At 67.2% G+C, this 23,764-nt stretch carries 26 protein-coding genes; 10 read left to right on the top strand and 16 right to left on the bottom strand.

Annotation, left to right across the window (positions count from 1 at the left end):
• Positions 1 to 74: 74 nt before the first annotated feature.
• Positions 75 to 755, bottom strand: coding sequence for a hypothetical protein (locus ABIA33_RS27820; protein ID WP_370085370.1), 681 nt, complete (start codon positions 753 to 755; stop codon positions 75 to 77).
• A 96-nt stretch (positions 756 to 851) separates the two neighbouring features.
• Entirely contained in the window at positions 852 to 1,229 is a 378-nt protein-coding gene (locus tag ABIA33_RS27815) for a hypothetical protein (protein ID WP_370085369.1), read from the bottom strand.
• A gap of 580 nt (positions 1,230 to 1,809) precedes the next feature.
• Between ABIA33_RS27815 and ABIA33_RS27810 the strand changes: the two genes are divergently transcribed.
• Positions 1,810 to 2,415 (top strand): hypothetical protein, encoded by a 606-nt coding sequence (locus ABIA33_RS27810; RefSeq protein ID WP_370085368.1) that lies wholly within the window; start codon positions 1,810 to 1,812, stop codon positions 2,413 to 2,415.
• Between the two features lie 10 nt (positions 2,416 to 2,425).
• Here ABIA33_RS27810 and serS read toward each other — a convergent pair whose 3' ends face one another.
• From serS to ABIA33_RS27770, 8 genes are all read right to left on the bottom strand, one after another.
• A complete protein-coding gene (serS, locus tag ABIA33_RS27805; protein ID WP_370085367.1) occupies positions 2,426 to 3,658 on the bottom strand; it encodes a serine--tRNA ligase in 1,233 nt (410 codons plus the stop codon).
• Positions 3,659 to 3,722: 64 nt separating this feature from the next.
• Positions 3,723 to 4,559 carry a shikimate dehydrogenase gene (locus ABIA33_RS27800; RefSeq protein ID WP_370085366.1) on the bottom strand — a complete coding sequence of 279 codons (837 nt, stop codon included), beginning with the start codon at positions 4,557 to 4,559 and terminating at the stop codon, positions 3,723 to 3,725.
• Between the two features lie 14 nt (positions 4,560 to 4,573).
• Positions 4,574 to 6,109, bottom strand: coding sequence for a hypothetical protein (locus ABIA33_RS27795; RefSeq protein WP_370085365.1), 1,536 nt, complete (start codon positions 6,107 to 6,109; stop codon positions 4,574 to 4,576).
• Between the two features lie 11 nt (positions 6,110 to 6,120).
• Complete coding sequence (locus tag ABIA33_RS27790) at positions 6,121 to 7,824, bottom strand: radical SAM protein (protein WP_370085364.1); 1,704 nt, start codon at positions 7,822 to 7,824, stop codon at positions 6,121 to 6,123.
• 59 nt (positions 7,825 to 7,883) lie between these two features.
• On the bottom strand, positions 7,884 to 9,605 hold the full coding sequence (locus ABIA33_RS27785; protein ID WP_370085363.1) for a carbamoyltransferase: 1,722 nt from the start codon (positions 9,603 to 9,605) through the stop codon (positions 7,884 to 7,886).
• A 17-nt stretch (positions 9,606 to 9,622) separates the two neighbouring features.
• Positions 9,623 to 10,705, bottom strand: a complete 1,083-nt coding sequence (locus ABIA33_RS27780) for a Gfo/Idh/MocA family protein (protein ID WP_370085362.1) — start codon at positions 10,703 to 10,705, stop codon at positions 9,623 to 9,625.
• A complete protein-coding gene (locus ABIA33_RS27775; RefSeq protein ID WP_370085361.1) occupies positions 10,702 to 11,595 on the bottom strand; it encodes a sugar phosphate isomerase/epimerase family protein in 894 nt (297 codons plus the stop codon). Before ABIA33_RS27775 ends, ABIA33_RS27780 begins: the two co-directional genes overlap by 4 nt.
• Before the next feature lie 72 nt (positions 11,596 to 11,667).
• Positions 11,668 to 12,105 (bottom strand): ATP-binding protein, encoded by a 438-nt coding sequence (locus ABIA33_RS27770; protein WP_370085384.1) that lies wholly within the window; start codon positions 12,103 to 12,105, stop codon positions 11,668 to 11,670.
• An 850-nt stretch (positions 12,106 to 12,955) separates the two neighbouring features.
• On the opposite strand from ABIA33_RS27770, the gene ABIA33_RS27765 reads away from it, so the two are divergent.
• Both ABIA33_RS27765 and ABIA33_RS27760 read left to right on the top strand, forming a co-directional pair.
• Positions 12,956 to 13,189 carry a hypothetical protein gene (locus tag ABIA33_RS27765; protein ID WP_370085358.1) on the top strand — a complete coding sequence of 78 codons (234 nt, stop codon included), beginning with the start codon at positions 12,956 to 12,958 and terminating at the stop codon, positions 13,187 to 13,189.
• Positions 13,190 to 13,304: 115 nt separating this feature from the next.
• A complete protein-coding gene (locus ABIA33_RS27760; protein WP_370085357.1) occupies positions 13,305 to 13,676 on the top strand; it encodes an NUDIX domain-containing protein in 372 nt (123 codons plus the stop codon).
• A 19-nt stretch (positions 13,677 to 13,695) separates the two neighbouring features.
• Here ABIA33_RS27760 and ABIA33_RS27755 read toward each other — a convergent pair whose 3' ends face one another.
• Together ABIA33_RS27755 and ABIA33_RS27750 are read right to left on the bottom strand one after the other, a co-directional pair.
• On the bottom strand, positions 13,696 to 14,244 hold the full coding sequence (locus ABIA33_RS27755; RefSeq protein WP_370085356.1) for an HD domain-containing protein: 549 nt from the start codon (positions 14,242 to 14,244) through the stop codon (positions 13,696 to 13,698).
• 77 nt (positions 14,245 to 14,321) lie between these two features.
• On the bottom strand, positions 14,322 to 15,014 hold the full coding sequence (locus ABIA33_RS27750) for an HAD family hydrolase (protein WP_370085355.1): 693 nt from the start codon (positions 15,012 to 15,014) through the stop codon (positions 14,322 to 14,324).
• Positions 15,015 to 15,113: 99 nt separating this feature from the next.
• On the opposite strand from ABIA33_RS27750, the gene ABIA33_RS27745 reads away from it, so the two are divergent.
• Entirely contained in the window at positions 15,114 to 15,860 is a 747-nt protein-coding gene (locus ABIA33_RS27745) for an XRE family transcriptional regulator (RefSeq protein ID WP_370085354.1), read from the top strand.
• Positions 15,861 to 15,865: 5 nt separating this feature from the next.
• Positions 15,866 to 16,333 (top strand): NUDIX hydrolase, encoded by a 468-nt coding sequence (locus ABIA33_RS27740; RefSeq protein WP_370085353.1) that lies wholly within the window; start codon positions 15,866 to 15,868, stop codon positions 16,331 to 16,333.
• 38 nt (positions 16,334 to 16,371) lie between these two features.
• On the opposite strand, the gene ABIA33_RS27735 is transcribed toward ABIA33_RS27740, so the two are convergent.
• The gene (locus tag ABIA33_RS27735) at positions 16,372 to 16,950 is read right to left on the bottom strand and encodes an AAA family ATPase (protein ID WP_370085383.1); all 579 of its coding nucleotides are present in this window, start codon (positions 16,948 to 16,950) and stop codon (positions 16,372 to 16,374) included.
• Between the two features lie 33 nt (positions 16,951 to 16,983).
• A complete protein-coding gene (locus ABIA33_RS27730) occupies positions 16,984 to 17,175 on the bottom strand; it encodes an AbrB/MazE/SpoVT family DNA-binding domain-containing protein (RefSeq protein WP_370085352.1) in 192 nt (63 codons plus the stop codon).
• A 154-nt stretch (positions 17,176 to 17,329) separates the two neighbouring features.
• Between ABIA33_RS27730 and ABIA33_RS27725 the strand changes: the two genes are divergently transcribed.
• From ABIA33_RS27725 to ABIA33_RS27715, 3 genes are all read left to right on the top strand, one after another.
• Positions 17,330 to 17,509, top strand: coding sequence for a hypothetical protein (locus tag ABIA33_RS27725; protein ID WP_370085350.1), 180 nt, complete (start codon positions 17,330 to 17,332; stop codon positions 17,507 to 17,509).
• Between the two features lie 122 nt (positions 17,510 to 17,631).
• On the top strand, positions 17,632 to 18,012 hold the full coding sequence (locus tag ABIA33_RS27720; RefSeq protein ID WP_370085382.1) for a very short patch repair endonuclease: 381 nt from the start codon (positions 17,632 to 17,634) through the stop codon (positions 18,010 to 18,012).
• 89 nt (positions 18,013 to 18,101) lie between these two features.
• On the top strand, positions 18,102 to 18,977 hold the full coding sequence (locus ABIA33_RS27715; RefSeq protein ID WP_370085349.1) for an NgoMIV family type II restriction endonuclease: 876 nt from the start codon (positions 18,102 to 18,104) through the stop codon (positions 18,975 to 18,977).
• Between the two features lie 8 nt (positions 18,978 to 18,985).
• Here ABIA33_RS27715 and ABIA33_RS27710 read toward each other — a convergent pair whose 3' ends face one another.
• On the bottom strand, positions 18,986 to 19,879 hold the full coding sequence (locus tag ABIA33_RS27710) for a NaeI family type II restriction endonuclease (RefSeq protein WP_370085348.1): 894 nt from the start codon (positions 19,877 to 19,879) through the stop codon (positions 18,986 to 18,988).
• A gap of 244 nt (positions 19,880 to 20,123) precedes the next feature.
• Between ABIA33_RS27710 and ABIA33_RS27705 the strand changes: the two genes are divergently transcribed.
• Positions 20,124 to 20,981 (top strand): hypothetical protein, encoded by an 858-nt coding sequence (locus ABIA33_RS27705; protein WP_370085347.1) that lies wholly within the window; start codon positions 20,124 to 20,126, stop codon positions 20,979 to 20,981.
• Between the two features lie 40 nt (positions 20,982 to 21,021).
• Here the strand turns inward: ABIA33_RS27705 and ABIA33_RS27700 are convergent, their stop codons facing one another.
• Positions 21,022 to 22,182, bottom strand: a complete 1,161-nt coding sequence (locus ABIA33_RS27700) for a DNA cytosine methyltransferase (protein ID WP_370085346.1) — start codon at positions 22,180 to 22,182, stop codon at positions 21,022 to 21,024.
• Between the two features lie 430 nt (positions 22,183 to 22,612).
• Between ABIA33_RS27700 and ABIA33_RS27695 the strand changes: the two genes are divergently transcribed.
• Positions 22,613 to 23,671: a DNA cytosine methyltransferase gene (locus ABIA33_RS27695; RefSeq protein WP_370085345.1), complete on the top strand. Its 1,059-nt coding sequence runs from the start codon at positions 22,613 to 22,615 to the stop codon at positions 23,669 to 23,671.
• Positions 23,672 to 23,764 lie beyond the last annotated feature (93 nt).

The following is a 23,764-nucleotide window of genomic DNA, read 5'->3' as shown; positions in this document are numbered from 1 at the left end:
CGACAGTGTGCCGCACCGCAGCTTCACGCAGACGGCTGGCCCCGGACTCCGGACCGTTGACCTCATCCGCGCGGTCAGTACAGCAGCACGGTCAGCGTCGTCCCCGCGAACAAGTAGGGTCCCAGGGCGAAGATCCCGCCGCGCCGACCGCGCGCGAGCCGCCATAGCCCCGGGGCGGAGGCGATGCCCATCGTGACGACCAGCCCGGCAACCAGTTCGCCCCAGCTGCCCCAAGCCAGCAGCGGAGCGAGTAACAGCCCCTGGACTTTCACGTCACCCAGCCCGAGGGTGTCCGGCCACAACACCGCCAGTAGGCCGAGCATGAGTGTCACCACCAAGGTCGCCTCGAAGGCCCGGACCAGTCGCTGCGGCTCGCCCTGCGCCAAGGCCGCCGAGCTGAGAAGTATGCCGAGCAGCGCCGCGCCGGGGAGCACGATCCGATCGGGAAGGCGCAGGACCTGCATGTCGATCAGGCTCAGCGCCGGCCCGAGGACGGCCAGGATCAGGAGGTCGGCCAGAAGTTCGGGCCGCCATCCCACCCGAGCGGTCACCGCTCCCGCCGCAGCGGCCGTCAGCAGCGCCCACCGGGGCAGGCGGCCCCGTAACAGTGTGAGCTCAGGGACCAGTCGCAGGATCCAGTGCTTCGCCAGCAGTGTCAGTTCCGAGCTGCTCAACGTGATTCTTCCCAGCGGGTTGGAGCCCCCCGTGCCGGTTTCGGTGCCGATCGAGTCGGACAGCGGCGAGGTCACCGGCACCGTTGGGCTTCTCCTTCACGGCTGCGGAACAACTCCCCCCTGGTCCAGGTCGAGGAGGCGAAGGGGACGCGACTGGGGTTCAGGGAGGCGGTGTACTCACTGGTCACGCGCGATGATGTCCTCACATGCCCGACGTTTGCTGCCGCCGAACTCAACGCAGACCTTGACGTCGGAGTAGTGCGTGGTGCCACGTTCATTGAACGTGTAGGTGAGGGTGCCGCCATGCCGGTGGGCAACGGCACCGATTACCCAGGGGGCGTCCCGGGGATTGGAGGACCAGTAGATCTCCCGAACGGGGTCCGTCTGCAGGTTCTTGGGCGGATTGGTCCATGTCGCGGTCACGTGATCGAGGTAGACGCTGGGTCCCACCACGTCGATACAGATTTGAGGGCCGTCCCAGTTATGCGTGCAGCCCGAGGCGGCAGCATAGGCGGGGCTGGCCAGGGCCATGGTGCTCAGGAGCGCGCTCGCCATAGCTACGGGGATCCGGCATGAGGTCTTCATGTGGGGATCAACGGGGTCCGAGGCGAAGCGGCTTCTGTTAGAGCGAGGGGTTGACCGAGATGAGTCATCCGCCGCACTTCTGTTCTGATCCTCGCCGGAGTCGGATGTCCGCCAGCAGTCGATGCGTCAGCCGACGCTTGCTGACGACGCCACGGCCCAGCTGGTCGGGCAGGCCACCGGACACCCCGCCCGACGTTGGTCGGGCCGCAATGTGTTCATGGTTCACCGAGCGGGGCTGGTGTCATCTGGCCTAGGCAGGAGCCACGATCCGGCCATGCAAGCGACGGCGCGCTGGCGGCGCCAGCTTTCGAGCTCAATCCTCTCCCTCGGCTTCACGGTCTCCTGGTACGCCCTTGCCCAACCGCCGCGACTCTGACCCGGGACAACGTCCGGGTCTGCCCACACAGACCTGCGGTCGCCAACGGGCTGGCGCTCCGCCTCGTGAATGCTCCGTTCGGCCCCGTCAAGATGCCAGAGGGTCAGCGGTGCGGTGGGCTGAAATCCGACCACCCGATTCGCCAGCGAGCAGGGCTCTCTTCCGGAGGCGACCATGGCCTTCCCCTCGACGTGGGAGCCTCGCTCTCAGGCAGCCACCTACGCCACCGAGGCACGGCCGCACTACGCCGGGAAGGACCCGGCTCACGACTTCGTGCACGTCGAACGGATCCTGGCCCGCGTCGAATTGCTGGCAGAGGGCGAGGCGCCCAGGCGAGAGCTGCTCTACTTCATCGCCTGTTTCCACGGCCTGATACCTGAACTGGGGGATACAGCCTTCCGTCGGGGCACCTCGGGATTCCTTGCCGGGATCGGCTGGTCCCCAGGCGAGGTGGCAGAGGGAATCCATGCCCTGGAGCGGCATCTGACCGCGCCGGTGTCGCTGGAGGAGATGCTGGTGCACGACGCGAACTACTGGGAAGCGATCGGGGCCTTCGGAATCGCGAAGGCGTTCACGACGGGCGGTGCGCGCGGCCAACGGATCGAGGAGACGTTGCGGCTGGCCCGCGGTTTCGTCGAGCGCGCAGTCTTTCGTACTCCTCGTGCCCAGCAACTGGCCCCGGCTCGCCGCGCCTATGCGCACGCGTTCCTTGACGACCTGGAACGGGAGCTGGACAGCCCGCTGGGCCGGACTCCGTCCCAGGAGTCCGGCCCAGCCTGAGCGTGGAAGTTCAGGAGGCGCGGCCCAGCCGGGCGGGAGCTCCGTACTTCTGCAGGACCTCGGGAACCGCTACGACGCCGTGCTCATCCTGGAAGTTCTCGATGACGGCCAGCAGCGCGCGGGCGGTGATCCCGGTGCCGTTGACCGTGTGGAGGAACTCGCTGCCGTGCTCGCGCTTGACCCGGGTGTTGAGTCGACGGGCCTGGTAGTCGGTGGTGTTCGAGCAGGACGTGACCTCGCGGTAGCGCTGCTGGGCCGGGAACCATGCCTCGATGTCGTACTTCTTTGCAGCGGGGTTGCCCAGGTCGCCGACAGCGATGTTGACCACCTGGTACGGCAGCCCGAGGGCCTGGACGATCTCCTCCTCGATGGCGAGGATCTCGTTGTGGATCCGCTCGGAGTCCTCGGGCAGGCAGAAGACGAACATCTCCACCTTGTCGAACTGGTGGACCCGGAACATGCCCCGGGTGTCCTTGCCCGCCGAGCCCGCCTCGCGTCGGAAGTTCGTGGAGAACGCGGTGTAGCGGGCCGGCAGCTCCGACTCCTCAAGGCGTTCGTCCATGTGGAAGCCGCCGAGAGCGACCTCGGAGGTGCCGGACAGGTAGAGCTCGTCCTTGTCCAGGCGGTAGAGGTTGCTCTCTTCGTTGGGCAGGTACCCCGTGCCGTACATGGCGCGCTCGTTCACCAGGACAGGCGGCAGCAGGTACGTGAAGCCCTTGCTGATGATGTGGTCCAGCACGAAGCGGTACAGCGCCGTCTCGGCGAGGGCGACATCGCCGACGCGATAGGCGAATCGCGAGCCGGACAGCCGCGCGCCGCGCTTCATGTCCACCCACCCGGCCGAGGAATCCAGTTCCAGGTGGTCCTTGGGGGTGAAGCCGAAGATGGGGATCTCGCCCCAGGTGCGGACGATCTCGCCCTCGTCCTCGCCGCCGTCCGGGGCGGTGGGGTGTGGGAGGTTGGGGAGTCGGTCGAGCAGGTACTGCCGCTGCTCGGCCGCAGCGGTCAGCTGCTCCTCGGCGTCCCTGAGCTGCTCCTTGACCTGCTTGAGCTGGGCGATCTGCTCGGAGGTGGGAGTCCCCTTCGGCTTGTTCTGAGATCGGAGCTGGTCCACCCGCTCGGTCAGTTCGCGCCAGGTCGCGTCCACCGCGAGCAGGGCGTCGAAGTCGTCGGCCGCGCCACGGCGGGCGAGGGCGGCGCGGAAGGTGTCTGGCTCTTGGCGAGCGGCCTTCAGATCGATCACCCGCCCCATCATAGTGACCCTCCTGGGTGCCATCGACCCGGTTTCGGATGGCAATGATCCACTCCTAACAAGTGATTGACATATCGTCACTGGCCGATGCGGTCAGCGCGGCAGCCCGCCGCAGAGCAGCAAGCGGAGGGGCGGGACAGCCGGTCTGGAGCACCACCTGGAGCGCCGCTTGGTGGACGAGCATGACGAGCCCGCCCGTGACAGTGCGCCCGGCCAGCCGCGCGGAGCGGGCGAGGGGTGTGGGCCAGGGCCGGTAGACGACATCCAGAAGCGAGCCGGAACCCGGCGGCCATCGGGCCGCCAGGCGATCGGCCGCGCCCGGGGGCACGGTGGAGATGACGAGGTCTGCCGTTAGGTGTTGTTCGGCCTCGCTCCAGAGCCGGACCAGCAGTTCGATGCCCGTGCGCTGGGCGGTTTCCTCCAGCGGTAGGGCGCGGGCGGGGTTCCGAAGGACGGCGGTCGCCCGGACGGCCCCCAGGTTGCGCGCGGCGGCGAGGGCGGTGGCGGCGGTGGCCCCACCGCCGAGGATCGTCACCACCGTCGGCGCCGAGCTAACGATGCCGCGGAGCGCCTGGGTCATGCCGTGGACGTCGGTGTTCTCGCCGATCAGCGATGTCTCGCGTGCCACCACGGTGTTCACCGCCCCGGTTTGCCGGACGAGTTCGCTGATCTCGTCGAGCATCGGGATCGCGACCCGTTTGAGCGGCATGGTCAGGGAGAAGCCGGCCCATGCCCCGGCCCGGCACTCGGCGAGGTGGTTTTCGAGCTGGTCGGGCGGACAGTCGATTGCCGAGTACCGCCAGGGCAGGCCGAGTTCCGTATAGGCGGCCCGGTGCAGGATCGGGGACAGGGCGTCGCCGACGGGCGAGCCCAGTAGCGCGAGTTGCTTCACGGTATTTCTCCGCTTCAGGTGAAGAGGTTCTCGTACTTCCAGTACTGGATGTCCCACTGACTGGCCAGCGGGTCGGCCACGTCGTGGGCATCGAGCAGCTTCGCTTGCACCAGGGCGTCCTGCAGTGCGGTGAAGTCGTGCCAGCCCCAGGTGAGGAACTCGGAGACGTCCGCCATCCGCACGTCCGCGCGCCGCGCACCGAGGAGATCGGCGAGCTCGGGCGTCAGGTACGGCATGCGCTGTGACACCAGACGGTGCAGGGCCGGCGCTTCTGTCCCTGCGAGCAGTGCCTGCGCTTCGACGAGATGGTCCACCACCTGCTGCTGGTACCACCGGGAGGTGAAGAGGAGACCGCGCCGTGCGGCCTTGTCCGCGACGCGGAGTTTGCGCCAGATCAGGAAGTTGACGCAGCGCCAGCGCTGCCGACGGACGCGCCCGGACTCCTCGGCTAGCCCGCCCGGACCTGCGTGCTCGTCCAGCCAGCGCAGCTGGTGGGAGATGCGCATCTGTCGGTCGTAGCCGCCTCGCCCGGAGATGGCCAGGTCACTGCCGGTCTCGGAGGCCATGTACACCGTCGCGCCTGCGGCTGCGGCCTCGCGGACGGCGTGCAGGACGCGGGGCCCCGGGGCGCGCTCCCGCACCACGCGAACGGTCCCCAGCGCGTCGGTGAAGGTGTCCGCTGCACCGGCCAGCACCGACTGCCAGTCCGGCTCCGCCCGGACGCGGTCCGGCGGGCACTGGACGCCCAGGTGGCGTTCCAGGGCCGCGCTGACGGCGTCCAGGCGGTAGGGCGGTGTTGCGAGGACACGGGCGAGGTCCTGCTGGGCGGCCAGGAGCGGGCCCGCAGCGGGGTGGTCAGCAAGCAGCGTGTTGGCGTACGCCTCGCGCCACTTGGGGTGCGGTGCGAAGCGTTCGGCGCGCAGGTAGGCGGCTTCCAGGCCGGCGGTGGCGGCGCGGTAAGCCGCTCGGACAGCCGGGTAGGTCGGTCCCTGCTCAGCCAGGAGGCGGCGGGCGGTCGCGGTCCACGTGGTGATCCGGGTCCAGGCGTCGTCCTGGCGTTCGGCCAGGACGGCACGGGGCCAGCGCCCGGCCCGCCGATGGAAGGCGGAGTGCACGCCGGCGGGGTCGTGGACGGGATGGGAGTCGAGGAACCAGGCGAGCAGCCATTCGGTCTGCCGGTGCCAGTTCTCGGGGCGTTCGGGGTGGTGGAAGAGGCCGGCGAGGTCGGCGCGTGGGAGGCTCTCGATCTCAAAACGCATGCCCTTGTCGCAGATCCCCCCGTACAGCTGCTCCAGCCCCAGGCTCTCGACGAGCTTGGCCAGGGCTGAGGCGTGCTGCCGGTAGTCGCTCTCGCGCCGGAAGATCAGGAAGACGTCCAGGTCCGAGTACTGATCGGCAGTGCCGTAGGCCACGGAGGAGGTGATGGTAGCGGTGATCAGGGGCTCGACCTGCGGCAGGTGGTTGCGGATCGCGGGCAGCAGATGCTGGTGGAAGGCTTCGGTGGCGGCCTGGCGCAAGCGCTGGGAGTCGGGGGTGGGGTCTTGCGGCATCGGGTCCGTCCTCAGTCGAGTGTCTGGTGGCCGATGGAGTACGAGAGGGTGCGCGGGCGGGCGCTGACGGCTCCCAGGAGCAGGTCGCGCTCGGCGCGCGTGGGCAGGTACCACCAGCCCGGCGCTATCGGACCGGACGGGCGAATCTGTTCGAATAGGTCCTGGAGGAACAGGCGGTTGAAGCGCTGGGTGTACTCGCAGCTGCGCAGGTCGATGGCCATCTCGTCGCCGGAGTGCACCATCGCGTCGTACGCGCAGCCGTTGCCGCACATGCCCCGGGCCGCGCAGCCCTCGCAGTGCTGGTAGTAGACCGGTGAGCGCTTGCGCCACTGGGCGACCACGGTGGAGCGGTAGGCGTCGATGTCCAGGGCCCGCATGGCGAGCTTGTCCATCACCAGGAAGCTCTTGCACGGGCCGACGTTGCCCTTGGCGTCGACGTTGAGGTTGGTGCCCCCGGCTGCGCCGCAGTCGTGGAAGCGGTAGCGCTGCTCCACGAAGGGCTGGAGCTTGCGGTAGACGAGTTCAAGGAACAGACCGCGGTTTCGGAACGCCTTGTGGATGGCGTACATGCGCTCGGCGTAGTGGCCGGGGTCGATCAGCTGGTCGTAGTCCTGTTGGTCCGGGGTCGGGGGCTTCATGAAGTTCACGCCCAGTCCGGTGGGCTGGTAGGTGTCCATGAACCAGCCGATGATCTCCTCGGCCCGGCTCAAGTTGTGTTGACCCAGCACCATCGACAGCGACACCTCGGCTCCGGCACGTTGGAGCTGGCGGACCCCGGCGTCGACCATGCGCCAGGAGCCGCGACCGCCGTGGTTGCGGCGCAGTTCATCGTGGATCTCGGCGGGGCCGTCCATGGAGACGATGCACTTGACGTCGTGCTCGGCTAGGAACGCCGCCTGCCGCTCGCGGATCAGGGTGGCGTTGGTGCCGATGACGAACCAGAAGTTCTCGCCCGGACGGGCCAGGCGCTCAGCGGTGGTGACGATGTGCTGGACCTGGTGGAAGAACAGGGTGGGCTCACCACCGGTGATGTGGATGATCTTCGGTCGGGCCGGGTCGGAGTGGGTGAAGAAGAACGCGATGGTCTCCTCCAGCCGATGGGCCTCGGTGGGCTCCGCCTGCGGCGCGAGGACGTTGGGGATGACCTTGCAGTAGGAGCAGGACAGGTTGCAGACGTCCGTCAGCAGGATGCGCAGCAGCGTGAAGGACGGCTCGACGTCCTGCTTGGTGTCCTCCTGGGCCATCAGCTCTCGGTGGTACGCCTCGGGTGCGCTGCCGGCGTCGGCCAGGAGGCCGTGCTCCAGCAGGGTCCGGACGAGGTGTTCGTCGCTGGGCGTCCGGCCGACCCGGAGGTCCTCGACGGTGTCGCGGAGTAACTGTCCGCCGAAGACCTGCTGCTGGCGTAGGGCGTGGTTGAGGCACCAGGCACCGTCACCTAGGTCGATCAGCTGCGTGTTCGACTCCAGCTGGGGTCCGTCGCCCCTGACCGGGACGGGGGGTAGGGCAGTGGCGTCCAGGTAGACGGCACTGAGCGCCACAGCGCTCTGGTCTGCAAGCAGGGGCAGGCCGTCGCGGCCGTATTCGTCCGGCGCCGTGGTGGCCGGGCGCAGCCGCGGCAGGGGCAGCAGTACGGGCGTGCTGGCCGCGGCAGTTGTGCCGGTGCCGCAGGAGCCGCACCCGCTGGAGGTGGGATCGAAGGAGAGGGAGTGTGCCATGAGCGGTTCCTCCTGTGGGCAGGCCGAAGCGGAAGTGTCCGGCCCAGTGGACGGTGCGGTCAGCAGACCGAGGTGCGGGTGACGACGAGGCCGTCGAAGACCAGGGCGTCCAGGCCGAGTGCCAGGAACTCGGCGACCGCGTCGGCCGGGGTCTCGACGATCGGGTTGCCTGCCGCGTTGAACGAGGTGTTCAGCAGCACGGGGACGCCGCTCAGGTCGGCGAAGCGTTCGATCAGCGCGTGGTAGCGAGGGTTGGTCTCCGGTCGTACGACGTGGACGCGGGCGCTGCCGTCAGCGTGGACGACGGCCGGGATGCGCTCACGCTGCCCGGGGAGTGCCGCAGTGGCCTGCAGCATGAAGCCGGCCGGGGCGCCGGGTACCTGCTCGCTGGGCCGCAGGTCGAACCAGTCTGCGGCGGTCCGGGAAGTGACGCTCGGGGCGTAGGGGCGGAACGGTTCACGCTGCTTGATCTCCGTGTCCAGGCGGACCTTGGTGTCGGCGCGTCTGGGGTCGGCCAGGATGCTGCGGTGGCCCAGGGCACGGACGCCGTATTCGCTGCCGCCGGTGAACCAGCCGATGACCTGCCCGGACGCGAGTCGTAAGGCTGCCTCGGCCAGGTCGTCATTTGCGTGTTCGATGCGAACCTGGTCGCCGCGGGCCGCAAGCGCGGCGGCGACCTCGGCAGCGGTGTACGTGCGGCCCAGGGCGCTGCTGGTCATGCTCCAGCTTCGAGGCCCGTCGAGGTGGAAGCGGTGCGCCCACAGGGCGTTGCCCAGTGCCTGGCCGACGTCCGAGGCGGCGGGCTGAACGAACAGCGCGTCCAGGCCGAGTTCGCGGGTGATGCGGTGGTTGGCGACGCAGTTCAACGCCACGCCGCCGGCCAGGCACACCGAGCGGATGCCGGTCCGCTCCACCGCGTCGCCCACCAGGCGCAGCAGGGCGCGCTCCAGGGCTGCCTGGGCGAGGGCGGCGACCTCGAAGTGCACCTCGTCCAGCGGCGAACCCGGCTCCCGGGCCGCAGCGGTCACGCCGAGTTCGCTGCGGAGCCACGCTGCCGTGGCCTCGTTCTTATTCTGGTGCTGTTGCGGAAGTCGGCAGACCAGTCGGCCGTCCTGCCAGTCGAAGAGGTCGGTCTCGGCCCACTTGCCACTGCCGTAGGCGGCCAGGGCCATCGTCTGTCCGGCGTCGTGGTAGCTGGAGTAGCCGAGCCAGCGGGTGAAGTAGCCGTATGCCGCGCCCAGCGACAGCACGTCGGGGCTGTCACCGTGACTGGCGATCCGCTTCAGCTCCGGTGGCGATTCCCCGTCGTCGCGGCAGGCCCAGACCGTGGTGCGCTCCAGTGCGTTGAGCCAGTAGTCGCGGCGGCGACGCGGGCCAAGGATGTTGCCCTCGTTGTCCGCCACCACAGTGATCGCTTCGGGGAACGGGCTGGCGAGGAAGGCGCTGGCTGCGTGCGAGAGGTGATGTGAGGGGACCACGACGACCTGGTCGTCGCGTACCGCCAAGCCCTGGCGCCGTAGTGCTTGGGCGGCCCAGCGGGGCGAGGGCGACACCTCGCAGCAGATGCTCACGGCGACTGCGTCGACCTCAGCCAGGTCGATGCCCGCTGCGCTCAGGCAGTATCGGGCCGCGTTTGCCACGCCACCGCAGTGCTTGCGCCGTGTCAGCCGCTCCTCGGCGACCGCAGCGATCGGCACCCCGTTCAGCAGAAGCGCGGCGGCGCCGTCGTGCAGGTAGATACCCGTCGCGGTGCGCGTCAGGTTCAGTCCCAAGGTGTACATACTCGACCTCCTTCCGGTCATGTGCGGGGCCAGGTCGTGGCGAAGGCGGTGAACGACGGCCGATCTTCGCTGCTTACCGCCGCGGAAGCGATGCGGTACGGCAGACCGCCCAGGGCGGCGGAGTACTCGGCGGCTTCCAGTACGGAGGTGATGGCCAGCAGGTGCTCTGGTCCGGTCACGGTCGGGGTCCCGGTGCGGCAGGCGGAGGCGAACTCCTCCAGCTGGCGGTGCAGCGGTTCGACGTATCCGCCCAGTGCGTTCCGCTCGTCGCGCAGGCAACCGGAACCCAGTACTGCATCCTCCGGGCGTCCGGTGAGAGTGAGGACGTCTTGCCCGTCGAGGTGGCCGTGTCGGTAACGCAGCGCCCAGTCCTCACCGAGCAGCCGGAGCGACCGCTTCGCGCCGGGATGCCGCCAGCCGAGGTAGATCTCGCCTCGTGCCCCCGAGGCGAAGCCGAGGTCCACCGTCACCGTGTCCAGACGGCCACTGCCCGGGAATCGGTGCCCCCGTGCGGCGACCTCCACCACGGGCTCGCCGAGCAGGTGCAGTAAGAGGGAGACATCGTGCGGGCCGAAGTTCCACAGCACGCTGCAGTCGGCGCGCCGCCGCCCGCCCAGACGTTCGCTGCGCGCCAGCCACGGCCTGCTCGGACCGACGTCGCGAAGCCAGGACGCGATATTGCGGACCGGCTGGGCGTACAGGAACGTGTGTCCCGCCGACAGCTGCCTCCCTGCGCCCGCAGCGATCCGCACCATCTCGGACGCGTCGGCGACGCTCATTGCGGCGGGTTTCTCCACCAGGACGTGCCGTCCGGCCAGTAAGGCGCGGCGCACCAGCTCCGCGTGCGTGCCTGCCGGCGTCGCGACGATCACCGCCTCGACACGCCGGTCCTCCAGCGCCTGCTCCAGAGTCGACCAGGCGGGAACCCCGTGGCTCTGACCCGCCTGGTGCCGCTGTTCCGGGTCGGCATCCACGACGCCCACGAGCCGCACACCGGCGGTGTCGGCGGCGACGCGGACGTGGTTGGCCCCCCAGCGCCCACAGCCCACCACGGCGATGCCCAGCGGCGCGGGCCCCCGCGCCGTCCCGTGCGGTGTCATGCCGTCACCCACCGGCGCAGCGCCCGCAGCGAGCGGTCGATCCCGTCGAGATCGCCGCGCAGGTGCGACTCCAGCGTCACCGACCCCGTATAGCCGTAGGTACGTAGCCGTTCGAAGATCTGCGGCCACTGCAACTCGCCCTCGCCGACCGGCACATACCGTTTCCCCGCCCGGTCCTTGACGTGGACGTCCACGGTGCGGCTGAGCAGTTCAGGTGTGAGGTCCTGCAGTCCGTCCACTCCGGTGGCCAGGAAGTGGTTGCTCGGGTCGACGACCAGGTGCAGGCCCGTCGCCTGTCCGAGCGCCTCAAGTTCAGGCAGGGTCTTCACCCGGCACACGTGCTCGTTCTCGACAGCGGCTCGAACCTGGGAGGGCCAGCCGGCGATCACGCGGCTGATCGTGCCGAGCTCGACCGAAGACAACGGCCCCGCAGCCGACGTCTCGCTGTCCAGGAACGTGAAGATCCGCACTGCGGGCGCAGCCAGCATCGCCGCGACGTGACCGAGCCAGGCGGCTGCACCCAGGTGCTGCTCGAAGACGGGCGGCAGGCCGACGAAGTGCGGATCCACGAGGCCGTTCTCCGCGGCCCCCTGCGGGTGGCACTTGAACAGCGGCGACAGCACACTCGACACCTCGACGCCATACCGGGCGAACAGCTTGGCCAGACGCTCGACGTCCGCCTCGTCGCACAGCGCGATGTTCCGGCCCCACACGGAGCGCACAGCGATCTTCCGGACACCGTAGGCGCTGGCCAGCTGCAGCGCCTCCTCCGGTTCCTGACTGACCTCGTCGGTGATCAGGGACAGCTCCACAACGATCCTCCAATGGTCGGTGCTGCTACGGACGGGCCGCTTGCGCAGCTCCCGCAGTAGGTCTCCGAAAATGGGCATGGTTCTCCCGCGCCTCTACGGCGCCTGAACGAAACGCACAGTCGTACCCAAGGGAACGGGCAGATGCTGCGCCTACGCGGTCACGGTCTCCGGCACTGGGAGCTGCGACGCGAGTCGTACCAGCGCCCAGACGACCTTGCCGCCGTCAGCTGGATGCCATCCCCACCCCTGGCTGAGCTGCCCGACGAGCAGAAGCCCCCTGCCGTCCTCGCCGAGCACCTCCGCGGACCGGCGGACCGGGACGGCGCGAGCTCGGTCGTGCACTTCCACCAACAGGTCGGGACCGCTGGGCCGAACGCTGAGCCCCACTCCTTCCCCGGAGGCCGAGGCGGCGACGGCGTTGGCAATCAACTCGGTAACCACCAGCTCCAGATCGCCGAGCACATCAGGCGGACCGCATCCGCCGTAGTGCTCCCGAACCAGACGACGAGCCCTCTGGGTCGCCACTGGTTCAGCTGGAAACTCACAACACAGCGACGGGACAGCGGGCGCCGGCTCGAAGGCCACCATCGTGACGGCTGCTCCGAGGCCAGAGACCGTACGGTCTGCTGGAATGACGATCACCTCCTCCTGGCGCTTTCGCGGGCGGACCCGGAACGACGATTGGACTCGACTGCTGCTGCCTTCCTTCTCTGCGACCACACGGTTGATGTTCCAGCGCTGCTAAGGACGCCGGAACCGCAGGAAGGGACGCCCCTGGGACGTCCTGCGGACGTCCCAGGGGCGTCGAAGACCATGCCGGTGGATTGGTACCGAATCGGCCGCCTCCAAACGCCGACTCAATGAGTGAGGCATCGTCAACCCGAGGGCTGCGTTGGGGGCTTGCAGAAGGACGACCTGGGTACACCCGCTTGATGAAGCCGAACGAGCGACTGCGCGCAGCGCTTTTGTCGAAGGGGCTGACGTCGCAAGCCCTCGCAGCCGCGGTCAAGGTGGACGCGAAGACCATCGACCGGTGGATCGCGACGGGTCGCACCCCGTACCGCCGTCACCGACATGCCGCAGCCGCGCATCTCGGACTGGACGAGGACTACCTCTGGCCCGAGGCTTCCTCTGCTGATTCCCCGGCAGGTGCGAGCGGAAGCGAGATCCGCGCGGTCTACCCGCAGCGCTGGACGGTTCCAGGCGACCTATGGCGCAGGGTGTTCGAGAGCGCCGAGACGGACATCGGCGTCCTGGTCTACAGCGGCCTCTTTCCCTCCGAGGACACCGGTATCCACCGGATAATGCGCACCGAGCCCCGACTCGGCGTCCGGGTACGGATCCTGCTCGGAGACCCCGACAGCGAGCACGTCGTACAGCGCGGGACGGACGAGGGCGTCGGTGACGCAGTGGCGGCAAGATCAGGAACGCCCTGGTCATGTATGCCCCGCTGCGCGGAGTGGACGGCATCCAGTTCCGGCTCCACGACACGGTCCTGTACAACTCGCTCTACCAGGCTGACGACAAGCTGCTGGTGAACACCCACATCCACGGCTTCACCGCCGCGAAAGCCCCGGTGCTGCACCTGTGCCGAACCGAAGCTGGCAGCATGGTCGACACCTACCTGGACAGCTTCGAACAAGTCTGGGACAGCGCGATCCCCATGGAGTGATGCCGCGATGCCGAGCAGGATCGACTACTACGGTGACGACCCGAAGGCACCTGCCGCCAACAGCCGGGTTCCCTCAGTCAATGTGATCGTCGCTGACGAGTAGGGGCGCATCCTGATGATCCGCCGAACCGACAACGACAACTGGGCGGTCCCCGGTGGAGCGATCGACCTCGGTAAGTCTTTGGTCGAGGCGGCTGTACGCGAAACCGTGGAGGAGACCGGTATCACCTGCGAGATCACCGGACTCGTCGGCATCTACACCGACCCCGGCCACGTCATCCACTACACCAGCGACGACGAGGTGCGAGAAGAGTTCTCCATCGTCCTGACCGCCCGGCCGCTGAGCGGTGTGCCCACGACGAGCAGCGAGTCGAGCGAGGTGCACTGGGTCGAACCGGAAGGCGTCAGTCGGCTGACGATGGACCGGTCTATGCGGATGCGGATCGCGCATTACCTCGACGGTGGCCAACTGCCGTACCTCGGATAGCCGGTGCCACCTCGCAAGGTCAGGAGTCAGCGATGAGGTCGACGACCGTTCTGACCGAGCGCCGGATCTGCGGTGCCGCCTGCACGATGGACTCCGAAACGAGATGCCCCGGCCCGTAGCGGGAGAGGATCTCTGCGAGCCGAGCCTCGACGTCGACCGGCTCCCCGTCCGGCGAGGTCGTCATGTCGCAGAAGGTCAGTGCGGCGGCAAGCACCCCTCCGACGGGCGCGAACGCGGCGGCCATGCTCTCTGCGAGGCCGCGTCTGCTCGCCTCGATGGAAGCGCAGGAGTGATAGGCGACCAACCGGCAGACGTCCGGATCGACGCCCACCACGTCGCGCAGGTACACCGCGCCGTCCAGGGGGTGGAATCCCGTGGTCACCACGGCGGGGGCATACCCGATGTCGTGCAGCCAGGCCGCTGCGACCAGCACGTCACCGTCGTCGCCGAGCAGCCCGGCGATCGACTCCGCTTTACGGCCGACACCCCGGCTGTGTGCCCAGCGCCGCGGCAGAGGTCCAGCAAGCAGCCGCTCGGCCCGGTCACGGGCCCATCCAACCTGATCCATGGGAGTGACCATAACGATGCCCGCCTCACGACGACAGCGCGCCAGTCCAGACGTCCCGGACGTCCCGGCACCGCTACCTACCCGGTTGCCCAGGAGCGTAGTTGGGAGATCAGCCCCGCTGTGTCACAAAGATCAGGAAGCACGACTTCGGCCCCGGCCTCGCGAAGTTCCTGCGCGCCATTGACGCCGGTGGCCACAGCGACGACTTTCGAACCGGTGGCGAGCGCAGCCTCGACGTCCCGAGGCGTGTCCCCGACCAGGACCACCGGCGTGTCCGACGCAAGTCCGTAGGCGGCACCGATCCGCTGCCGGGCCACCGCCACCAGTCCGGCCCGGTCCTCGCTGTCGGCCCCGTACGCCCCTACCGTCAGGTCAAGCAGAATGTTCAGATCGAACGCGCGCAGCTTGACCAGGGCATTGGCGGCGATGTTGCCCGTCAGCACCGACGACACCGCCCAGTTCACCCCCGCCAGTGCCTTGAGCACCTCCCGTGTTCCGGGCAGTGCGCGGCCTCGTCGGCGCAGGTCGTCCTCCCGCCCGGCTCCGGCCTCCTCCAACGCCCGCGCCACCTGCTCCCACGGCGGCACCGACAGTCCGTGCCGACGGAACATCTCCGCCATGATCAGACGATCGGTCCGCCCCTCTGTCACCGCAGGCTCGCGAGACAGTTGCCCTGCTAGCGCCGTGAACGCCGCCGCGTAGATCTCCTTGCTGACACCCGAGTTCTCAATCAGGGTGTGGTCGATGTCCCAGAGCACGATGAGCGGCATCCCACCAGCCTATGCACGATCAAGGAGGCCGCCTCCGAGGAGTGGGACGTTTCGGGACGTCCTTGCGCACTGCGGTGCCGAACGGGTTGGATGACTCTCGTGAACGAGCGACTGCGCTCCGTGATGAACCAGCGTGGCGTCACCTCCGACGCCCTAGCGGCAGCCTGCGCCGTCGACCCCAAGACAGTCGGCCGATGGCTCTCCGGGCGCGTCCCCCATGCTCGCCACCGCTGGAACGCCGCCCACCACTTGGCCGTCGACGAAGCCGCCTTATGGCCTGCCGAAGCGGCGGCACCCCAGGCCCCGCAGGCAGAGATCATGTCCACGTTCCCAAACCGCGCCTGCGTCCCGCGTGACCTGTGGCTATCCCTACTCGCCGACGCTGAACAGCACATCGATGTCCTCGTCTTCTCCGGCACCTTCTTCGCCCAAAGCAACCCACACGTCGCCGCTATGCTCGCCGAACGTGCCCGCGCCGGCGTCCGGGTGCGCCTGTGCTTCGGCGACCCTGCCGGACAAGCCGTCGCCATACGCGACCGCGAGGAGGACCTCGGGGGCACACTCGCCGCCAAGGTCCGCGCATCCCTCACCTACTACCGCACCCTGGTCGACCGGACCGGCTGCGACGTCCGGCTGCATGACGCCACCGTGTACGCGTCTTTGTTCCGGTACGACGACCAGCTCCTGGTCAACCCGCACGTCTGGGGCCAGCCCGCCAGCGCCAATCCCCTGATCCACCTGCGCTGCACCCCCGACACCGGGTGGTTTGGCCAGTACACCGCCAGCTTCGACGCCGTCTGGGCCGCCTCGCGGCCCTGGAGCGGCCTCCCCGAGCATCAGGAGTGACCTGCGTGGGCCGCATCGAGTACCTCAACGACCCCACCGCCCCCAAGGCGAATACTCTCATCCCCGCTAGCAACCTCCTGGTCGTCGACGAAGCCGGCGCTATTCTGCTCCAGCGCCGCCGCGACACAGGTCAGTGGGCTCTGCCCGGCGGAGCGCAGGACATCGGCGAAACTGCTGCCCAGTGCGCCGTCCGCGAGTGCCTGGAGGAGACCGGCATCCTTGCCGAGGTCACCGGCTTCCTCGGCGTCTACACCGACCCTGGCCACATCGTCGCCTACACCGACGGCGAGATCCGCCAGCAGTACGAGAACACCTACATCGGCCGTCCCCTCAGCGGTCAGCCCACCGTCAACGACGAAGCCGACGGCGTCCGCTGGCTCGCCCCCGCCGACCTGGACACCCTCGACATCCACCCCAGCATGCGCCAGCAGATCGGCGACTACCTGAGTGGCCGATACCCGTACCTCGGCTAATCAGCGGCAGCACCCAGCGACGGTGTATGTGCTTCGCGTCAGGAATTCCGTCCCATCTCCGACCTCTGTGCCGTGCTGTGGTTCGAGCGGAGGGCAACGGGGTGCAGCATCAGGTGGGTGTCGCTCAGGATCTGCTCGACGCTCGCCTGCAGTGAGCTGGTCGCCGGGATCACCTGCTCCGCCCCGGTGGTCAGCAGATCAAGGCGGCGGTACCACAAGCGCATCTCGTCCGCACCGAATTCTCTTGAGTTCGGCTTGGTGGCATGCCTGGCAAGAGTCTCCTCGAAGGGGACGTCGAGGTAGTAGCAGCGTGATACGCCACGGTGGTCCCGAAGGAGCGCGGTCAGCATTGCTTCATAGCGAGTCGCGCCGAGGATCCCCTCGACGACTACGTGGAACCCCTGGTCCAGGGCGTATCTGGCCACGAGGTCAATCAGTCCGATGTTCGCGCCGTTGGAGACATCATGTTCTTGGAGCACACCGCGCCGGAGGAGGTCCTGGCTCACCACAGCGACGCCACGCCCGAATCGGGCGCGGATCTCCGCTGCGATCGAGCTCTTCCCTGAACCGGAGTTTCCCCGCAGCACTACCAAACGGGATGTCTCAGAGCCCACCATCATCCTGCGAGGCTATCGGGTAGGAACCGGCACCTAGGACAGGGTTCCATTGTCGACCAGGGCCTGCACGGCGTCCTCCTGCCGGCGCAGCACGACCCGGCCGTCGCCATCGCCGTAGGCCAGGACCTGGCTGCCCGCATCGAGGCCGGCTTCCGCCAGCAGCCCCAGGGGCAGGGCAACCTGCCCGCCGCTCCCGATTGTCAGTTCTACGGGTTCACGAAGCACAGGACGGAGTATGCCAGCAGGCGGACGTGGCCTGCTTGCAGCCCCGAGGCGTCGCGAAAATCGCATTGAGCTCCTGTTACGTAGCCAACGCGCCCATACTGCCGCTGTGGAACCAACCGAATCGTCCCGGCCCGACACCACGTACTCTGCTCCCGTGGGTAGTGTCGACCTCACCGCTGAGCAACGCGACGGAACACCGTACGAGATCTGGCCCTGCCACGATTGCCTGCCCTGGCACGCCGAGGCAATACGCGATGGCGACGAGATCCTGATCCGAGAGTGGCACGCCGTGGGCTGCCCCCAGTTCCAACGCCTGATCGCCGATGGACCGTGAACCGCAGACCCATGGGTGTTCCGCCCATGGTGGCTGGGCCGGGCGGCGCTCCCGCTGATCCAAGCCGATGGATACTTTGAAGTATGTCGCCCAGCGCATCCTCTCCTGCCGTCGCCGCTCGCATGAGCCGACAGGCGTCCCGTGATACGGAGCAGGAGCTCGCTGTCCGTCGTCTACTTCACCGAATCGGACTGCGATATCGGGTCAATACACCAGTTCCGGGAATACCTCGCAGATCAATCGACATTGCTTTCGGCCGCCTGAAGATCGCCGTGTTTCTCGACGGTTGTTTTTGGCACGGTTGCCCGCAGCACGCCACCAGCCCCAAGGCCAACGCCGAATGGTGGCGCAGCAAGCTCGACCGCAACATGGCTCGGGACCGGGAGTCCTCGGAACATCTCACCGAGCAGGGGTGGACGGTCCTCCGATTCTGGGAGCACGAGCAGCCGGACGCTGTCGCTGCTCGCGTGACCGAGGTGGTGCAGCTCCGTCGATCAACCTGATGCCCGCGCTCTGTCGGCGCGGTGAACCTCGATCCGGTTGTCGGACCGCGCTGATACGGTGCGCGTCCCGGCGGATGTGAGGAGTCCTGGTGACGGCACCCTTTTCAACAGCATTGTGCGGCTACCGCAATGGCTTGCCCAACACGAGCGATTCGAGCGACAAGCTCTCGATCGAGATCGGCAACGCGCTCTTCGCGCACCTCGATGTGCCGGTCGACCAGCCGGCGGTATCCGTGGCCAAGGCGTGGGCGGAGGCCATGTCCCACGACCTTCAGGAGAGGCTGACCATTCCGGCACCGCACCTGTTGGTCCGGACCGAGCGCAAGCTGCTCCAATTCGAGCAGTACGCACATCTGAACGTGGCCAGGAGCCTCGGGAACGAAGACGGTCTCGAGGTCGCCGACGCGCTGGCCGTTCTGGAGGCAGCTCTCGCAACCGATCCGTACCCTGTACATGACGGACTGGAACAGGCGGTGCTGGCGGTGCGCGCGGCTGTCGCGGGAGCCGAGGAACGCCGCAAACTGTTGATAGATCTCATGGCCGACGAGTCACCGCTGAATCTGGACCTGGCTGTCCAGCGGCCAACCACTGTTGCCGCTGAGGCGAGCACGTCGGTTCCCCCGCATCTGGTGGCGGGATTCTCCTTGAAGTGGTCCCTGCGCACCGACCGGCTCCAGGACCCGCGTACGCAGGGTTCCCAGATGGCGGCGATGCGCCGCGGACGGATGCCGCACTTCGCGGCGGTGACGATGGAGCCGCGCCCGTACTATCTCGGACGCCTGGGCATGGGCACCGGGGATCTCGATTGCGTGTACCACCTTGCCCTGCCAGAACTGGCGAAGGCAGTCGAGGATGTGTACGTCGGCCCGAAGCGTGCTAAGCAGCGAGACACCTTTCGCAGGCTCGTGGATCAGCGTCGGCTGCGCGACTACGACGATCTGGTGGCCTATCTCTCGACGCTTTGAGTCGCAGGTCAGTAGGAATCGGGAGCTGTCGTCGGTAGGTCGCCTTCGTCCTCTCGGAAGGCGACGTACCGCGTGCCGTCGATAACGACGTGCGGGCGAGGATCGCCAGGGAGCGCCAGTCCGAGGCGGACAGCAACGAAGGAGCCCTTGGTGGGCACCGGCAGATTCAGTGCGCGGGCGATCCGAGGGTGATCGTTTTGATGGCCGAGCACAAGGATGCCTTGTGGGGCCAGGAACTTGCGTGCGTCGCGTGCCCGCTTGAGCCCGTCCGCCTGGCTGGCGACCGTGACCAGCGTATTGCGATCCACCAGCTCCTCCTGGACCTGGCGAAAGAGCTCGTTGGTCCGGGACTGGCCGCTCGACTGCCGGTCCGAGCGGCGGCTGTCGTTTGAGGTGCCGAAGATCACCTGGATTGTCTCGTTCGACTGGCCGAGGAGCAGGTTGCGGGGCAACTGGCCCTCCGCCACGATCCATCGGATCGCCGCACGTCCGGCCTGGCTCAAGGACTTCTTCCTGTCCCGGTTCTCGCCCTCGTTGAGGGCCCTGTCGGTGATGCGGATCAGTCCTACGCGAAACGTTGAGTTCCTGTCATCTGCCTGCATCAGCAGGCAGATGTGGCCCATGGCCTCGAGCGGGATGGTCCAGTTGAAGGTCCTGCGCCCGCGGTTGCCGCTCCTGGTGCCGCTGGTGAACTTGGCGTCGACCTCGTAGCCCGCGACCAGGTAGTCCATCCGGTTCCCTTGGCCGAGGTCAAACTCTGCCCGGGCCACGATTTCGACCTTCGTCCCCAGGTAGGTCTTCTCCGTGGACGCCAGGGTGTCGATGTCGAAGCGGCCTGTTCGCTGGCCGTCCAGGACCTCGTCGATCGACTGGCGCAGTACCTCGCCGAAGCGACCGGCCACGTTCGGTTGCTGCCGGAACCAGTGCAGTACGGCTTCGAGACCCTCGTCCGCATCCGGACCATCAACCGTGCTGCGGGTCTCGGTGTCGCCGAAGGGCAGGGGATCGGCGACGTGCCTCGAAGGAGTGTCCACGCCAAGAACCTACCCGAGAGGCGGCAAACCGGCGCAGGAGCCTCCGGCAGTGTCAGACCCTCCTCGTACGATTGATGTGACTGATCATCAAGTACGTTCGGAGGATCGGGCTATGACGGATACGACGGCTCAGGATGTACTCGATCACTTCGCAGTGACCGACGCCGTGAAGGCGGCCTACCTTGCGTGGCAGACGGATGACCGATATCGCTCCGTGGTGGTTCCCCACGTCCTCAACCATCGCGTCGTGGCGGTCTATGCACTTACGCACGACGATGTGATGCAGGCCTGCGCGGCTACGGAGCTACCGCACGGACACGCTCTGGGCGACGTCCGCAAGGCGGAGGCAGAACGAGTTGTACCCATCAGGGACTGGAATCCGCCCTTTGCCTTCACTCAGGTCTTGCACCACCTACTGGAGCAGTCGGGCGGCATCCCGACCTGGCTGGAGTTCGTCAACTGTATCCGCTGGACAGGTGAGGGGAGGGCCATGCTCGGCGAGGACGCCGGGCGTGCAGTGGCGATTGCCCGTGCCTGTGTTGACGGCGCCGGCAACCCACGATGGACACCCAAGGCGATCAACAATGCCCTCCGGTGGCGGTTGGGCAACGCCTATTACTCATTTCTGCGTGAGCTGCACGTGCTGATCCACCTTCGTTCCCGCGGGTTGGACGTCCGCGTGCACCCTTTGGCCGATGCGCTCTTTCGAACGGATGCCTGGATCGACAGAACCGTCCTGAGTATCTACATCGGCAACCCCAGGTATCGGCACGAGCGCGAAGGGCGCAAGAAGGAGGCGCAGCGGCTCCTCGGCGGCGCGCCCCGGCCGTTCGTCTTCGAGTCGATCAACCTGCCCAACGATGCGCGGAGAGGAAAGGCCTATCTCGCGCCGGAGAATCTCTTGGAGCAGCGCAGCCAGGAGATTCTGCTGCAGCGCCGCGTCTCCGGCGCCGCAGCCGTGCGCGGCTGACCCGCGACTGTCCAGGTCGGGCAGCGCTGCGGGCTGTCGATCAAGTGGTGCTGTTGAAGCGGGAGTTCGCAGAATCCGACAGGTCGCTGGCGGTTGATTGCAGCAGGTAGGGCTTGAGGTGGTTGGCAATAGCAGTTGCCAGCACTGGAGGGACCGCGTTGCCGATCTGCTTGGCGATTTCGATCTTGCTTCCGCACCAGAGGAACTCGTCGGGGAAAGTCTGCAACCGCGCTGCCTCCCAGTGCGTGATCGGGCGATTCACGCGGTTCGCCGGATCGTGCGTATCCCACTGGGGGTGCAGATACTGCCCCTTCTCGGGCTTGAAGAACTCGGTCCTGATCGTCAGCGACGGCCGGTCCCAACGCATCCGACCCATCACGTCGGTGGTTCCGCGCTTCTTTTCGCGCCAGCATCTCGGCAGCAATCTCTCGGGCAGGTCGAACCTGCCGCCTCCGGGGGGCACATGGTCGTACCGCTCCAATGACATTGCCGTGGGCGTCCGTCCGAGGTGAAGCTCGCTGCTTCTGAAGCTGCCCGGCACCGTCGTACCGAAAATCTGGGTGGAGCCCGGCGGCAGGTCGGTCGCATGAGGAATCCTTGGCAGGTCGCTGATAGCGTCCCGAACCGTACGCCACTGTTCTGTGCCCAATAGGTCCGTCGGGCTGTGAGTTGCTGCGGGCATCGGGATCCTGCCGATCCGGGACCCGAAAATAATCGTGCGCCTCCTGCGCTGCGGAGCGCCGTAGTCGGTGGCCAGGAGCAGCCCGTAGGTGAGTTCGTAGCCGGCGAGCAGCCCGCCCGGACCAGTCGCCTGCAGGAGCATTTGGAATTCCGAGGAGGCGAGGAAGCGGTCGACGTTCTCGATCACGAAAACCTTTGGCTCCGCATGCTGCACGAAGCGAATGTACTCGCGCCACAGCCTGTTGCGCGGATCATTTGCGTCACGTGAGCCGAGATTGGAGAAGCCCTGGCAGGGCGGTCCACCGATAATCATGTCGGCCTTCGGGATCCGAGCATCCTCGATCTTCGAGATGTCAACCCACTGCATATGCGATTCGCCGAAGTTGGCTGAATAGGTGGCAGCGGCTGAGAGATCCCACTCTACTGCCATCAAGGGCTCATAGTCGAAGGCGTCCTTGAAGCCCTGAGTCATTCCCCCGCAGCCGGAAAACAGGTCAATTACTGTGATGGATTGCGTCATGTTCGACAGATTAGACGGACTCCCGGTCCGATGCATGGGACTGAATAGATTTCAAAACAGCGATCAAGTGAAAATGATAGAAAAATGCCGGAACGGCGAGGTGATCGTCGATCTTTTCTTCATTCGGTTCGCAATCGACGTCTCTCCCATTGCCTCTACGGTGTCCATCGGTGCATCCGACACAGACACAACCCCCGTCACCGCCTGGGGCCGGAGCTTCCAGCACCGGTCAAGGAGGGGGCGGCAGCCGCTCGGGGAGCCGTCCGTAGCGATCGAGAGGCGGCGAACGTTGACCGCACTCCGACCTTGCGGGCCGCGTCCCCTCCCTGTCGGTGGTCCACGGTACGCTGCGTGATTGCTGGTGAGTGGGTGGCGACTGGGCTCATCAATCTCGTGACAGCGACCTTGTTAAGACATATCTGGAGACCAAGTGCAGCCCACCAAGATCGTGGACCTATTCGCCGGCCCTGGCGGGCTCGATGTGGCGGCAGAGAAGCTTGGTATCGCCACGGCGGGGGTTGAATGGGATGCTGCCGCTTGCACCACACGCCGTGCCGCAGGCCTGGAGACGGTGGAGGGAGATGTCCGCCTGTACGGCCCGTCTGACTTCCCTGAGGCCGACGTGCTGGCCGGAGGGCCTCCATGTCAGACGTTCACCGTCGCTGGCAGGGGTGTCGGCCGCAAGGCTCTCGACGAGGTGCTGGACTTCGTCAAGCGGTTCGTCGCCCGCGAGGACCGCGACGAGATCGAGAAGGATCTCGCCAAGCTCGACGATGAGCGGACAGGGCTGGTACTGCAGCCGCTTCGTTGGGCTCTCGATGCGATCGATAAGTTCGACCGCCCCTACCGTGCGATCGTTCTCGAGCAGGTTCCAGCCGTGCTTCCAGTCTGGGAGGCCTACAAGGAGGCGCTTCTCGGCGAGGGCTACCAGGTGGACTGCGGGATTCTGCATACCGAGGCATTCGGGGTTCCGCAGACGCGTAGGCGGGCAGTGCTGGTCGCCCGGCGCGGGAGCTCCCCTGTGAAGCTCCCTGCCCCGACGCATCGGACCTATCGCAAAGGCGTTCCCCGTGCGGCAGGCGACTCGAGCCTTCGGCCGTGGAGGACGATGGCAGACGTAATTGGCCGCCCGTCCCCCTTTGAAGTGATCTCCAACTACGGAACCGGTGGCGACCCCAAGGCCCGAGGACGCAGGGGGTCCTGGGAGCCGTCGGCCACGGTCACGGGGAAGATTTCCCGAAATCGAGTCGTGGGATTGGACGGCTCCGAACTCGACCGTTTCTCCTTGTCCGAAGCCGGCCGCCTTCAGACTTTCCCGGCCGACTACCCGTGGTCAGGGCGCGACGTGGGCCAGCAGATTGGTAACGCCGTGCCTCCTCGCCTCGCGATGCATGTCCTCTCCGCGGCGTTCGGATGGGACGCTCCATCCGAGGCAACGCTGCAAAGGCTCAGCACATGGAACCTGGACGAAAGGGAACATGGCGCGTAAGGACCTCATCAGCTGATTCAAGACTCGTTCTGACCCTGGCCCTTGCGCCACGGGCCGCTGATCGATGCGCCGGGCCAACCTCCGCGGACACTT

Source organism: Streptacidiphilus sp. MAP12-16, assembly GCF_041262165.1.
GTDB lineage: Bacteria > Actinomycetota > Actinomycetes > Streptomycetales > Streptomycetaceae > Streptacidiphilus.
Note: the sequence above shows the minus strand (reverse complement) of the source record. Positions and strands in the feature narration are given on the sequence as shown.